The sequence below is a fragment of the Pseudomonas sp. R76 genome (genome assembly GCF_009834565.1).
Lineage (GTDB): Bacteria > Pseudomonadota > Gammaproteobacteria > Pseudomonadales > Pseudomonadaceae > Aquipseudomonas.
The window spans coordinates 1,449,914-1,463,070 of record NZ_CP019428.1 but is presented as its reverse complement, the minus strand read 5'-3'; the positions used below and the strand labels follow the sequence as shown (position 1 = coordinate 1,463,070).

Annotated in this window: 14 protein-coding genes; 3 read left to right on the top strand and 11 right to left on the bottom strand. The window is 59.9% G+C overall.

Annotated features, from left to right (window positions below):
• Nucleotides 1-227 precede the first annotated feature (227 nt).
• The 9 genes from PspR76_RS06460 to PspR76_RS06420 all read right to left on the bottom strand — a co-directional run bounded on the left by PspR76_RS06460 (nt 228) and on the right by PspR76_RS06420 (nt 7,972).
• Nucleotides 228-1,184, bottom strand: a complete 957-nt coding sequence (locus tag PspR76_RS06460) for a fimbrial protein (RefSeq protein ID WP_159954452.1) — start codon at nt 1,182-1,184, stop codon at nt 228-230.
• Nucleotides 1,185-1,302: 118 nt separating this feature from the next.
• A complete protein-coding gene (locus PspR76_RS06455; RefSeq protein ID WP_159954451.1) occupies nt 1,303-1,851 on the bottom strand; it encodes a fimbrial protein in 549 nt (182 codons plus the stop codon).
• A gap of 11 nt (nt 1,852-1,862) precedes the next feature.
• Nucleotides 1,863-2,342: a fimbrial protein gene (locus PspR76_RS06450; protein ID WP_159954450.1), complete on the bottom strand. Its 480-nt coding sequence runs from the start codon at nt 2,340-2,342 to the stop codon at nt 1,863-1,865.
• 13 nt (nt 2,343-2,355) lie between these two features.
• On the bottom strand, nt 2,356-2,853 hold the full coding sequence (locus PspR76_RS06445; RefSeq protein WP_237235729.1) for a fimbrial protein: 498 nt from the start codon (nt 2,851-2,853) through the stop codon (nt 2,356-2,358).
• A 7-nt stretch (nt 2,854-2,860) separates the two neighbouring features.
• Nucleotides 2,861-3,439, bottom strand: coding sequence for a fimbrial protein (locus tag PspR76_RS06440; RefSeq protein ID WP_159954448.1), 579 nt, complete (start codon nt 3,437-3,439; stop codon nt 2,861-2,863).
• A gap of 21 nt (nt 3,440-3,460) precedes the next feature.
• Entirely contained in the window at nt 3,461-4,222 is a 762-nt protein-coding gene (locus PspR76_RS06435) for a fimbria/pilus periplasmic chaperone (RefSeq protein ID WP_159954447.1), read from the bottom strand.
• The gene (locus tag PspR76_RS06430) at nt 4,219-6,831 is read right to left on the bottom strand and encodes an outer membrane usher protein (protein WP_159954446.1); all 2,613 of its coding nucleotides are present in this window, start codon (nt 6,829-6,831) and stop codon (nt 4,219-4,221) included. Before PspR76_RS06430 ends, PspR76_RS06435 begins: the two co-directional genes overlap by 4 nt.
• A 19-nt stretch (nt 6,832-6,850) precedes the next feature.
• Nucleotides 6,851-7,411 carry a fimbrial protein gene (locus PspR76_RS06425; protein ID WP_159954445.1) on the bottom strand — a complete coding sequence of 187 codons (561 nt, stop codon included), beginning with the start codon at nt 7,409-7,411 and terminating at the stop codon, nt 6,851-6,853.
• A gap of 51 nt (nt 7,412-7,462) precedes the next feature.
• Nucleotides 7,463-7,972: a fimbrial protein gene (locus PspR76_RS06420; protein ID WP_159954444.1), complete on the bottom strand. Its 510-nt coding sequence runs from the start codon at nt 7,970-7,972 to the stop codon at nt 7,463-7,465.
• A gap of 536 nt (nt 7,973-8,508) precedes the next feature.
• Here PspR76_RS06420 and PspR76_RS06415 point away from each other — a divergent pair.
• Nucleotides 8,509-9,030: a PadR family transcriptional regulator gene (locus tag PspR76_RS06415; RefSeq protein ID WP_159954443.1), complete on the top strand. Its 522-nt coding sequence runs from the start codon at nt 8,509-8,511 to the stop codon at nt 9,028-9,030.
• A complete protein-coding gene (locus tag PspR76_RS06410) occupies nt 9,027-9,794 on the top strand; it encodes a siderophore-interacting protein (RefSeq protein ID WP_159954442.1) in 768 nt (255 codons plus the stop codon). The genes PspR76_RS06415 and PspR76_RS06410 overlap by 4 nt, the downstream gene beginning before the upstream one ends.
• Nucleotides 9,795-9,917: 123 nt before the next feature.
• Here the strand turns inward: PspR76_RS06410 and PspR76_RS06405 are convergent, their stop codons facing one another.
• Together PspR76_RS06405 and PspR76_RS06400 are read right to left on the bottom strand one after the other, a co-directional pair.
• On the bottom strand, nt 9,918-10,544 hold the full coding sequence (locus PspR76_RS06405) for a Pr6Pr family membrane protein (RefSeq protein ID WP_159954441.1): 627 nt from the start codon (nt 10,542-10,544) through the stop codon (nt 9,918-9,920).
• Between the two features lie 4 nt (nt 10,545-10,548).
• Nucleotides 10,549-10,782, bottom strand: a complete 234-nt coding sequence (locus PspR76_RS06400; protein WP_010212838.1) for a VF530 family DNA-binding protein — start codon at nt 10,780-10,782, stop codon at nt 10,549-10,551.
• Between the two features lie 322 nt (nt 10,783-11,104).
• Here PspR76_RS06400 and PspR76_RS06395 point away from each other — a divergent pair, with 322 nt between their 5' ends.
• Nucleotides 11,105-13,123, top strand: coding sequence for a TonB-dependent receptor (locus tag PspR76_RS06395; RefSeq protein ID WP_159954440.1), 2,019 nt, complete (start codon nt 11,105-11,107; stop codon nt 13,121-13,123).
• Nucleotides 13,124-13,157: the final 34 nt, after the last annotated feature.

The window sequence follows — 13,157 nt, the reverse complement described above, 5'->3', positions numbered from 1 at the left end:
TTATAAACAGGAATTATTTAACCGAAGAAATTTCTGTAATCCCATACTTACACCTCACACCAAGCCATGATGCAGATGTATTAAAAGGCACAATAACTTCCACTGCGCTTACACTTGAGTAATCACTCTAGCTTATAAAACAGCCGTGTAAAGCACTCTTTAAGGGGATGGATAGCACTGCGTGCTGCTGAACCCGGATGGGCTCAGCAGGCAGAGTGAGGCGTGAGTCACGGCACGCCCATCACCAGTACACCGCTGCCATTGATGGGCCCCGCCGCGGGTAGCGAACCATTGCGCCGCACCAGGGTGAAGGTCACATCATCGCCGCCCACGCTGTTGGTAATGCGGGTCAGGAACGAACCGCCGACCTGTACCGCAGAGCCGGCACGCACCAGGGCGGTGCCTACGTCCGGGTTGCTCATCACCAGCAGGCGTGTGTCGAACGACGACGGCGTGCCTTTGTAGGTGATGGTAATCGGCGTGTTAACCCCACCGTCCGGGCAGGAATAGTTGAGCCTGCGGTCGGTGCGAATGGTGGTGGTCAGCGGATCGGTGCCGATGCCGCGCTGGTGGACGTTGCCGAAGTTGATATCAATCGGGTTGTTGTTATTGATCGTGCACGTTGACGGCGACACGGTGAAGTTGTTGGCGGCGGAGTAAGTCACCGTCAGTTGCGGGCGGGTGGCGTCGTAGTTGTTTGAACTGGTGAGACGCAACAGGCCGAGGTTGTCGCCGATTCGAACATCAATCGGGTTAGCCGGGTAGTTGCGCACCAGAATGTAGGGGGTGACATCGATCGGATAAAACACCCCGTTATTGGGAATGGTGATGATCCCTATGCCCGTCTGCACTGGCGTGTTGTAAAAGCCGCCGTTGATGCGCAACCCTGTGCGTTCGCCAGAAAATTTTGGGCCTGCCGTCCAAGGCGTGCCTGCTGCACTTCCGGAGACCCAGAAGTCGGAATGCCAGGCGGGGCCTCCACTGTAGGTAAATCGACATTCCAACCGTGCCCCTTCCAACAGCACCCGCGTGCGGTCTGCACTCAGCGTGACCGTCACGGGGACAGACAGGTTGGGATTACCGTTCTGCCAAGGCCCGCCATTCACTCGACAATCAACCGCCTGCGCAGTCGCCGTAACAGCCATCAAGATGAGAAGCGCGATGGCGCCATAGAGTTGTTTCATATTGATCTCTCATTGCCCCCCTCCCCGGGCGCAGCCTGACGAATATTCAATCCGTAGCACCAAGAGAGAGTTGAAGTATGTCCAAGGCTGTTGCCAGCCGATGAATGACGGCTTACCGCTACGGGTAGTCGAGGGTGAACGTGGAGCTCACCGTGTACGCACCCGGCCCGATGGTCTGATCCCGGATCGCATCCGGCTCGCCCTGCACATAGGCTTTAAGCTCGATCACATTGCTGCCATCACTGAGCACCTGTTCGTCACTGACGGTATTCACCGGCAACGGCTTGTTGTTGAGGGTCTCTATACCCACCGCGATACCTGTCGCGGCACTGCCACCGTCGAGGGCGAACAACCCAGGCAACTTGATGCTTTCAGTGCCGCCCAGGGTGATGGTTACCGTCTTGCCAATCGTGGTGTCGCAGTCTTGCAGGTGCAGCTTGAAGCCCTTCCCCTGGGTGCGCGTGTTGATGTAGAGGTGCTTGCTGGTCACGTCCCAGAGTTCGAGGACGATGGCCTCGTCGCCAGGCCGGACGGTGCACGCCTCTTCAACCAGGTTGCCCTTGAAGCGCAGGTTGTCCGCCGCCTGTGCCTTGGGCACCAGGCCGAAGGTCAGCAGTAATGCCAGGCCAGCCCAGGGCCAGGCCTTATGAAGCAGTTCATGTCGCATAGACTTCACTCCTACTCGTATTCAGCCAACAGCGTGGCCACCGCCGCAAACGGTGCGGGGGCCAGGACTGCGCCGAGCTGCTTGACCGGTACGACTTCCAACATCGGCGGTGACGACAGGTTTATGTCCATGGGTGTATTGAGCGGGAATGGCACGTTGTTCTGGAAAATCCGAATGCCCAGCTCCGGCACATTGGTTTGCACCGCTGCGCCGTCAAACCCCGTGGGTGTGCCGTTGACACTCAACTTCAATTCCCAGGGGAGCGTGTCGGCGCCGCAGCTGATGATGTAGCCGACGCTCTTGCGGTATCTCACGCCGTCAACGCGCTTGACCCCGACATCGCCAAAATCCACTTCAATCGTGTTGCCCGCATCAATCGTGCAAGGCGGTGGCTCGTTCAATGTTCCGCTGAACGTCAGGTTGGCCGACGCACCGCTGCACAGGCCGATGGAGCACAAGGCGAGGAACGCTCGCTGCTGCCAACGTGTCATGGATCGCTCCTCTTCATTGATAATCGATCACAAGGGTGGCGGCGGCATCGAATGCGCCCCCCGTCAGCCGGCTGCCCACGCGCTTGACTGGCACCGCCTGCACCGCTGGAAAGGTTGGGTAGGTAAAATTCACCGGCGTATTCAGGGGCCAATCAGCGCCGTTGACGAACAGCTTGACCCCAAGGTCCTGCTTGCGGGTCAGCAGCACCTTGGAATCAAACGCTGCCCCCGTGCCCCTGAGTTCCAGTTTCATTGCGTTGTTGAACGGCGCGTCGCACGCGACGGTATACGGCACATCCCGACGGTAATTGACGCCGTCCACCCGTGACGTCAGCAGGTCGTTGCCAAACGGTACATCCAGGGTACTGCCGCCGTTGATCACACACGGCGGCGGCGCGATGATGACCGCGCGGATGGTCAAACTGGTCTCGGCTTGCACGCCCTGGCTGACAGCCCACAGCAGGCCGCCCGCGATAAGAATGGCCCGCGAGCCGGTTGACTTAGCACTCATGCTGCCCTCACTCATAATTGAGCCTGAAATCCACCACGGCCCGAAATGCCCCGCTGGTCAACGGCGCCGAAGTACGCGTGGGCCGAACCGTCCAGGTCTGGGTGCTGTCGCCCAAGGGCAACACCAACGGTTCGCCCTTGGAGCCCAGCTGCACATCCCGCCCCAGGGCGTCAGTCATACGCAAACCCATGCCAGTGATGCCCTGTACTTTGATCAGCCGTGTGTCTTCGGCATCGGACGGCGCTAAAAACGATATCGAGAGCACAGGTTGAAAGGCGCTCCATGTCAGGTTCCCGGTGCGTTCATTACGGATGCTGCCGGCGGTGCGCTGGCAGTCCCTGAAACCCAGCTGAAAGGTCACCGGCATGGCCTGATCGCCCGGCCGTTGCAACTGGCCGGCCGTGACGGCGCCCAGGTCAACCGTTTGATGCTGCGATGTCATCTCCACGCTGCACGGGGTTTCATGCATGGACCCACGAATGTTGAGCATCCCGCTCATGCCTTCGATGTCCTCTTCTGCCTGGGCCTGCGCGCTCCCCGCCAAGGCCAGCAGGCCGGCCAGGAGCTTCAGTGTGTGCGACTTCATGTTGTTCTCCGGCGGCAGGCCTTACTGAATCGGCGGTGAGACTTGCGCGCTGACCTGGCACGTGGTGCCGTTGCAGGTGAAGGCCATCAGCGGGCGCCCGCCGTAGTCATTCACGTAGGCCAGATAGGGCGTGGTGCCGAGTGCCTTGGCCGTCGGCCCCAGGGTTTGCGAGCCTTTGGGCGCGATCATCACGGGCTCGAAGCCGGGCACGGTCTTGCCCTCCTTGCTTGCGCGCGCATCCACCAGCGTCACGTAGTACGGCGTCGGGTTATGCACCTGGTAAACATCGCCTTCGCGGGTGAGGGTCAGCTTTTCCTGCCAGGGGTTGGAGAGGTCTTGCTGGCTTGGCGTAATGGCCTGTGGGCGGTAGAACAATTTGATCCGGGTTTGCAGCGCAATTTGCAGGGTGTTGGCTTTATCGGTGCGCGGCGGAATTTCCCGCAAGTTGAAGTAGTAGACCGTCTCCCGATCCTGCGGCAATAGCTTGGCTGCCGGCAGCGCCTGGACTTTCACCTGGCTTTGTTTGCCGGGCTCCAGGCGTTGAACCGGCGGCAGCACGGTCAGCGGCGAGGTGATTTTGTTACCCGCCTCGTCCTCGATCCAGCCCTGGGCCAGGTACGGCAGTTGGGTATTGTTGTTGGTGATGTTCACGCTGGTGGCGTCTTTGCCGCCCTCGAAAATCACGCGGGTACGGTCCAGGCCGACGGCGGCATTTGCGCTTTGGCTCAAGCCCAGCGCCAGCAGCGCGGCAGCGGGCAGTGTGGTGCGTATAGTGAGCATCATGAGGATGTGTTCTCCATGTCGATTGGCTTGCCGGTCAGCGCCGCTGGCTCGGGCAAGGAGGGGTTGGCGGCCACCATCTGGCAGCGCAGTTGCAGGGCATCGGTCAAACCGTCAGCGGGCAATGTGCCGGGCAGCGTGAGGACACAGCGCTCGCTGCCGCCCCAACTGACGACCATCTGTTCGCCGGCCTGGATACCGCTCAGGTAGACGTTGCCGCCGTCATTCACAATTCCGGTGTCCTGCTGTTTGGTGTTCCTCACCGTGGCGCCGAAGGGCGGTGAGCTGCCGTCGGGCAGGCGCAGAACCGCCATGGCTTTCTCACCGGAAATCACTTCCAGCGAGCGGTAGCCAATCGCGCCTTCGGTGAGCGTCAGTTGCGTGACCGATTGAGTCGCTTCGACATTGCTCGGCAAATGCTCCAGGTCAACACTGGCTGCCGTGCGCTGATAGCTGCTGATATCGGAAATGACTGCCTTGCCGAAGGCATTGCTGCGGGTCGGTGAGCCGTAACCGCGTACCGGCACATCGGGCACACCCGCGGTATCGACCATCAACCGCGTGCCGCCGATGCTGTTGGTGCGATGCAGCGCCCCGCCGTAAGACGTGAGCGTGCCACCGCCGCGCGCCGACATGCTGAGGCTGGTGTAACTGCCTTCTTGCTGGCTGGCGCTGAGGTTGATGTCAGCCTGGTCACCGACATGGCTCAGGTAACCACTGGCACCGTTGTCGCTGGCGGACAACTGGTAGCTGTTGCGCTCATCGATACGGTCGGCGTAACGCGTTGTGTAACGGTTCTGGCCCCCGGCTCTGTTGGCGTCCATCGACAGTGTGCCGGAGCGCCCGAAGGGCAGGCTGACCGTCAGCGCCAGACCATTGTCCTTATGGTTGAATTCCTGGCTGCGGTACATGTTCAACGACAGGCTCATGTTCTTGATGGTGCCCACGTTGAAGTAGCGCGCCACCGACAGGTTCCAGCGCTGGGTGTCCGGCCGCTCCCAATAGGTTTGCTTGCTGTAGCTGGCGTAGACGGTGGCGCCCAGGTCACGAAACTGCTTGTTTACCGTCACCGTATACAGGGCCTTGCTGCCGCCGATGGGCCGCCAGCCCTCGCGGTACACGCCGTTTTCATCGTACTTGCCGCGCCCACCGAGCTCGCCGTTCAACCCGTAATGGCGAGCGTCCAGGTACTCGCTCATGCTCAAGAAGTTTTTCTCGGAAAAGCGGTAACCGGCGAAGGTCACTTGGCTGTCGTATTCCTCAAAGTTCTTGGAGTATTGAAGGCGATAGGATTTGCCCGTGAGCGTCTCGTCCCACACCTCGGCGTGGGAGCGTGAAACGTCCAGCGACACGGCGCCGAAGGCCAGCAAGTCGCGGCCCACACCCACGGAAAGCGCGCGGTAGTTGTTATCGCCGATACCGCCGCCAAACAGCGACCAGCCATTGCTGACGCCCCAGGAAAACTCGCCCGTTGCGAAAGCGTCGCCGTCGGCACCGTACTGAAGATTGGACGGCCGCCCCGTCGCCAGCTTGTAACGCACTTGGCCTGGACGCGTCAGGTAGGGAACGCTGGCGGTGTCGACCTGGGAGGTGTGCACCGAGCCGTCCTGCTCTTCGACCCGCACGTCCAGCCTGCCGGTTACGGCGTCATTGAGGTCGCGAATGCGAAAGGGGCCAGCCGCCACCAGGCTTTCATACAGCACACGCCCCTGCTGGCTGATGACGACTTTGGCATTGGTTTTGGCCACGCCGACCACTTCCGGCGCATAACCGCGCAAGTTGGGTGGCAGCTGGCTTTCATCCGACTTGAGCGCCGCACCGGTAAAACGGAAGCTGTCGAACAGGTCCGAATACAGGTAGTCCTCGCCCACCACCAGGCGTGCCTTCAACGCAGGGATGGCGCGGTAAGCGTAGTAACGGCTCCACTCCAGCTTCTGGTGCCGGGCTGCGCCCTCACTGTTTTGCTCGACACGCCCTTGCCAATCCGCGCGCAGCCGCCACGCACCGGCATTGGCGCCGAGTGTGCCGTTACCACTGAGGTTGGTGCGGTTGCCTTCACTTCGCTGGTGGCTGGATTGCGCGGTCATGTTGTAGTCAACCAACACCCCCGGCACGCCCTCATCCCAACGCGAAGGCGGGTCCCAATTGATCGCACTGTACTCAAGGTACGCCTGGGGCAAGTTAATGTTCAGTGTGGACGTTGCCAGGTCGCCACTGACTTCCATGCCAGGCAAACTTTCAATGTCCAGGCACTCCCCGCCTTTCCACCACGCAAGTTTGGCCCCGCCCGACTCTTTCAAGCCCAACTGCTCTACAAGACTGGGCGATAAACAGGCCTGGCTGCCTTTGGGATCATTATCGGGGGGATAAAATGCAACCGACTGCTCACTTATAGACTGGGTATTGATCTGCACGACCATTGAGTAAGTGCCCGGCAGAATGAACCCGCTGCGTGCAAACTGAGACAAGTCAATATTGGTGCGATCATTCAGATCAAGAACGTCGGTATTAAATTCAATATCCCCGGCAGCCAATGCTGTGCCTGCCAGTGATATCAACCCGCCAAAGAGGCTCGGGCCCAGCGCATGTTTGACCTTCGACTTATTCAACATGAAAGCAGTCCATCAATGTTCAAAAGTATTCCAACTTGAAACGCACTGCGGCACTGTGTGGTCCCGCCGCCAGCGGCCATCCGTTGCCCACCAGGCGCAGCGTGTAGTGGAGTGTCATGTCGCCTTCCACCAGTGGGCGCAACGCCATCGGCACACCCGGAACACTCTCTTCGCCCGCGGCATCCTGGATATGCAGCGCCACGCCCTCCGAACTGCCAAAGAGCGCAAACGTGCGCCCGTCCATGTCGCTTGGGCCATCGAATGTCACCCGCAGATGCTCCCAGTCCGGCAGGCTTGCACCTGGGCGCGACGGGTCGGGGCGGCTCAACGTGCAATTGACCAGGCGCAACTGAAAGGGCTGCGGTCGCCCTATCGTGTGGCGCAACAACCGGCCAATGGGTTCGGGGTCCATCTCGATGGTCTGGTCGGCACTGACTGCTTCCAGCCCGCAGGCTGAGTCAACGACCTCTCCACCCAGCGTGACCACGCCATCGCCTTGCGAAGACGCCTGCGCGAATACGTAAGGGCTGATGAACAGGGTCAATGAAGAGGCAATAGCGAGACGTATGAATGTGTTCACCTTAATCTCCCGCCAGCATTCCCCCGCCACGCGCAGTGGCGGGGGAAAAACTTACTGATAAGCCAAGGTGAAATTGGTTACCGCGCTGAAATCGCCCGGGACAATGTCACCGGTCGCTGCGCCTTGCACATAAGCCCCGAATTCCAGGGTGTTTCTACCCACGGAAATGGCTTGTGGGGTGGTCGGCGTGCCCAGCACGATGGGTTTGCTGCCATGGGTCATCATGACGCCGACGTTGCCCGCGCCACCGATGGTGCCGATTGCACCTGGAACAGTGCTGGAGGGGGCGCCGGTAAAGGTGGTGGTGACGGTGTTATCGGTGAGGCCGGTCAAATCGCAACCTTCAAGTTCGATCTTCACACTACGGGCTTCGGACTTGCCGCCGGTTTGCAACTGATGCTTGGCAATTGCCCCCAGGTGAATGGACTGGTCTACGGATTCAGGCTTGATGGAGCACGCCCCCGAGTGAACCGAGCCCAAAAACGTAATCGTCCCCTCCGACGCCTGAGCCACGGAAATCGAACCCACCAGCAGACCGATGGACAACAGCGCAGTTTTCATCTTGGTTTTCATTTGCAGATACTCACACATTGATAAATGTCATAAAAAACCCTGCCGCAGCGGTGCGTAGGACTTATTAAGCAAGCGAAGCACGGGGTAGCCCCTGAATTGCACTTAACTGGTAGTGGCATCACGTGATAAACGCGACACCTGTTTTCCAATTAGTTGTATTGCAAATCAGGCTCCGTTCGAAGCCAGGCAAGTTTCCACTTCAAGATTGATTATGTAAGCCGTCCGTTTCCCTTAATCACGTAGCTGGGTGACAGCAACACATATACGAAAATTATGGCAATTTGCCAAAACTTTAATATGGACTGTAAGAAACAGACTACATCGAGCCCAATGAGAACGGTTTACCCCCATAACCGTCCGTAAGAATGGGATGACAGACTTCAAAAAACAATAGCCTTTACATGGTTTTATAAACTAAGTAACTAAAGAACCAGCGGTCGCTGGCAGACCGTCCGTCGGGGGTGGTTGCGCCGGTCACAAGATATATCTTACGTTATATCTAGACACACACAGAGGCTCCCATCATGCGAGACCATCCTCACCAGCGCGACGGTTTTGACCCCCGCGCCGGCCGCGGTCGCGGCCCCCGGGTATTTGCACCCGGCGATTTGAAACTGCTGCTGCCGGCCTTGATCGCCGAACAGCCGTGCCATGGTTATGACCTGATTCGCCGGATCGAAGGCCTGTTCGACGGCGCCTACACGCCAAGCCCCGGCGTCATCTACCCGACCCTGACCTTTCTGGAAGAAAGCGACTTGATCCAGGGCGACGCCGACGGCGGAAAAAAACGCTACACAATCACCGACGCCGGTCGTCTCTTCTTAAGCGAGCAGGCAGTTGCCCTGGACGGCGTACGCATGCGCATCGACGTCAGCAAGCGCTCGCTGCGGGGCCAGGACCGCCCACCGGAAATTCACGAGGCGGTGCATAACCTGCGCCATGCCTTGCATTCGCATCACGGGCGCTGGAGCCCGGAAGAAATCGTTCGTGTCGCGGCGCTGCTCAATCGCACCGCTCAAGCCATTGCCGACGGGAAGGACCAATGAATACTCAAGTTATCCATCGCGTTACCCACGAAATCAAACGTCGCCGCCTGGATGTTCTGCGCGTCGTCGACATCACCCCGCGCATGCGCCGCATCACCTTGGGCGGGCCTGAGCTGGCGGGTTTTGTCAGCCTGGGCAGCGACGACCACATCAAGTTGCTGTTCCCGCAGAACGCCGCCGAATTGGCCGCACTGCAAAGCCCGACATTCAGCATCAAGGGCGACGGCCCACAGCCGGCCATGCGTGACTACACGCCGCGGCGTTTCGACCTGACCATCGGTGAGCTGGATATCGACTTCGTGCTGCACGGCGATGGCCCCGCGTCCACCTGGGCCGAGCAGGCGCAGGTCGGCCAGCAGCTGTATATCGGCGGGCCACGGGGCTCGATGATCGTGCCGGATATCTTCGACAGCTATTTGCTGATCGGCGATGAAACCGCCCTGCCCGCCATCGCGCGGCGCCTTGAAGAACTGCCGGCAGGCCGCACGGTGCTGGCGGTGATTGAGATCGCCAATGCGGCGGAACAGCAAGCGCTGCAAAGTGCTGCGAATGTGCAAATGATTTGGGTGATACGCGGCCAGGATGACCTGCTCGAAACCGTGCGCAACCTGACGCTGCCTGGTGGCTCGCTGTACAGCTTTGTGGCGACTGAAACCAAGCTGTCGCGCCAGGTGCGCCGTCTGCTGCTGGACACCCATCAGGTCAATGAAGAATTCCTCAAGGCCGTGGGCTATTGGCGTGTGCAAGGCAGCGAAGAAGAGTAAAGCCGGACTCAAATCAACTGTGGGAGCCGGGCTTGCCTGCGATGCCAGCAACTCGGTTTATCTGGTACACCGAGTTGATGCTATCGCAGGCAAGCCAGCGCCCACACAAGCTTGCTCCCACATTTAATGTCGGGTTGGCTTCAAGATTTTATCCAGCCCTACTACTGCCAATGCAATCACGATGAACCCCGCCAAAATCCCCCCGGCATTCACAAACACTTGTGGATAACCGAGGGCGTCCACGTCAATGAACGGGTACTGATACTGCCCGAGCAAATGCCCGCGCAGCAGCACATAAGCGAAGTACACCAGCGGGTAGATCACCCAGCCGCCAATGTGCTTGAAACGCAAAAAACCCTTGGGCACGCAGCGCCACCAGTACACCACAAACAGCACTGGCATCACGTCGTGGAGCAATTCGTCGGCGATAAATTGAAAGCCGGTGGGGCTCCACAAATGCCGCAGCAGCAGGTTGTAGGCGAGGCTCACCACGATGATGCTCGCGGCAATGCCACTGCTGATGTGAGGCGCGAGAAAAAACCGCTTCGCGGCACACTCCCGATTGACCAGCGCATAGCTCAACACCACCACGACGAGGGTGTTGGTCAGCACAGTGAAGAAACTGAAAAAGTTGATCAGCCCGCCCAGCAGGCTGGCGCCCGCTTCCCAGCGCGAATAGAAAATCAGGTATTGCTGAATTGCCAGCCCGACCCAGCCGGCCAGCGCCGCCGTGGCGATAAAACGCTTCACGGGTTCAATCCAGCGGGCGTTTGGTGCGCATCAACTTTACGTACAAGCCTTCGACTTTCTCACGCGCCCAGGGGGTTTTGCGCAGGAACGTGAGGCTCGACTTGATGCTCGGGTCGCTCTTGAAACAGCGCACATCAATACGCTCGGCCAGCCCGCTCCATTCGTAGTGTTCCACCAGGGTGGTGAGGACGTGCTGCAGGGTCACGCCGTGGAGTGGGTCATTGCTTGTCGCGGTCATGCCAGGCCTTTTGCAAAAAGAGGAAACACAGCCGCGCACCTTAGCCGACGGGGCGTACCGGTGGAAGCACTGCATTCACTGTAGACGCATGATCGTTCCTACGCTCCGCGTAGGAATGCTGCCTGGGACGCTCTGCGTCCCGCTTCGAAATAAGCGTCACGGAATGCATGCCCACGCAGAGCGTGGGAACGACCAGCAGTAGAAAGTTCCCCTTCACGGATAAAAAGAGATGTTATATTGTAACGATACTTATCAAAAGTAACGTTCTCGATACCGTTTTAAGCCTTCTCTTTTTTCTGCCGTTTTGCCAAGGAATGTCCCGATGTCCCTTTCTTCTCTGTGGCGCTTGACCCCGCTCGCCGCCGTCTTGCTGATCTGCTCCGAAGCCCACGCCCTTGAGCTGCAACCCCAAGTCATCACCGGCAACCCGCTGGGCAGTGAACAACTCGCCTCGCCGACGACCGTGCTGGAAGGCGATGACCTCACGCTGCAACAAAAAGGCAGCCTCGGCGAAACCCTGAACAAGCAGCCGGGTGTGTCGTCGTCGTACTTCGGCCCGGGTGCCAGCCGGCCCATTATTCGTGGCCAGGATGGCGACCGCATTCGCATCCTGCGCAACGGTGTGGGCGCACTGGATGCGTCGTCGCTGTCCTACGACCACGCGGTGCCGCTGGACCCGGTCAATGTCGAGCGCGTTGAAATCGTGCGTGGCCCGGCTGCCTTGTTGTATGGCGGCAGCGCCATCGGCGGCGTGGTCAACACGTTTGATAACCGCATCCCCACCGAAGCCATCGAAGGCATTCACGGTGCCGGTGAATTGCGCTACGGCGGCGCCGACACCACCCGCAGCAGCGCCGGCAAACTGGAAGCCGGCAACGGCACCTTCGCCTTGCACCTGGACGCGAATGCGCGGGAATTCAATGACCTGAAAATCCCAGGCTTTGCACGCAGCCGCCACGCCCCCGCCACCGAAGACGGCCCCGGCAAGAATGGCCGCCTGGGCAATAGCGACGGGCGCCAGGACGGCGGCGCCGTCGGCGGTTCCTACACCTGGGACGACGGTTACGCCGGGTTGTCCTACAGCAACTACGACGCCAATTACGGTTCACCCGCCGAGCAGGATGTGCGCATCCGCATGAAGCAGGATCACTACGCCTTTGCGTCCGAGATCCGCAACCTGCAAGGCCCGTTTACCTCGGTGAAACTCGACGCGGGCTACACCGACTACGAGCACCGCGAAATTGAAGGCGGCGAAACCGGCACGGTGTTCAAGAACAAGGGTTACGAGGCGCGTGTTGAAGCGCGCCACCAGCCCATCGGCCCGTTCGACGGCGTGGTCGGCGCGCAGGTGACCCGCAACGAGTTTTCGGCCCTGGGTGAAGAAGCCTTCGTGCCGCAGACCGACACCAACGCCGGCGCGCTGTTTATCCTCGAGGAAATGCAGGCCACCGAACGCCTGAAGCTCAGCCTCGGCGGGCGCCTGGAACATACGAGTGTCGACCCGGACGCCAAGGGCAACGCGCGTTTTGCGAATGCCGACAAAACCAACGATTTCACCGCCGGCAGCCTGTCGTCGGGCGCGGTGTACACCCTCACGCCTATCTGGTCGCTGGCCGCAACCCTGGGCTACACCGAGCGCGCACCGACCTTCTACGAGCTATATGCCAACGGCGCCCACGTGGCCACCGGCACTTACGAGCTGGGCGACGCCAAGCTGAAGAAAGAAAAAGCCGTGTCCAGCGACCTGGCGTTGCGTTTTGACAATGGCACCCACAAGGGCAGCTTCGGCGTGTTCTACAGCCGCTTCTCCAATTACATCGGCTTGTTGGGCACCGGTCGTACGCTCAACGATGAAGGTGAAGAGGACGCAGGCGGCATCCCCGAGTACACCTACTCCGGCGTGCGCGCACGTTTCGCAGGTTTTGAAGCCCAGGATCACTGGAAGCTGGGCGAAGGCGCCTACGGCAAGTTCGCCCTGGAGCTGTCGGGCGACTACACCCGCGCTACCAATCTGGATACCGGCGAAGCCTTGCCACGCATCGCACCGCTGCGTTTGAACAGCGGTTTGCTCTGGGAACTGGACCGCTGGCAGGCGCGGATCGATGTGGAACACGCGGCGGGCCAAGGGCGTGTGCCGGATAACGAAAGCGGCACCGATGGCTACACCACCTTGGGCGCCAGCGCGGGTTACCGTTTCAATGTCGGCGGCAGCCAGTGGCTGGCATTCGTCAATGGCGAAAACCTGACCAACCAAACCGTGCGATATGCCAGCTCGATCCTGCGCGATATCGCCCCGGCACCGGGGCGCAGTGTGCAATTCGGTGTGCGCACCACCTTCTAACTCTGAGGGAGCTGACAAGCTGATCGTTCCCACG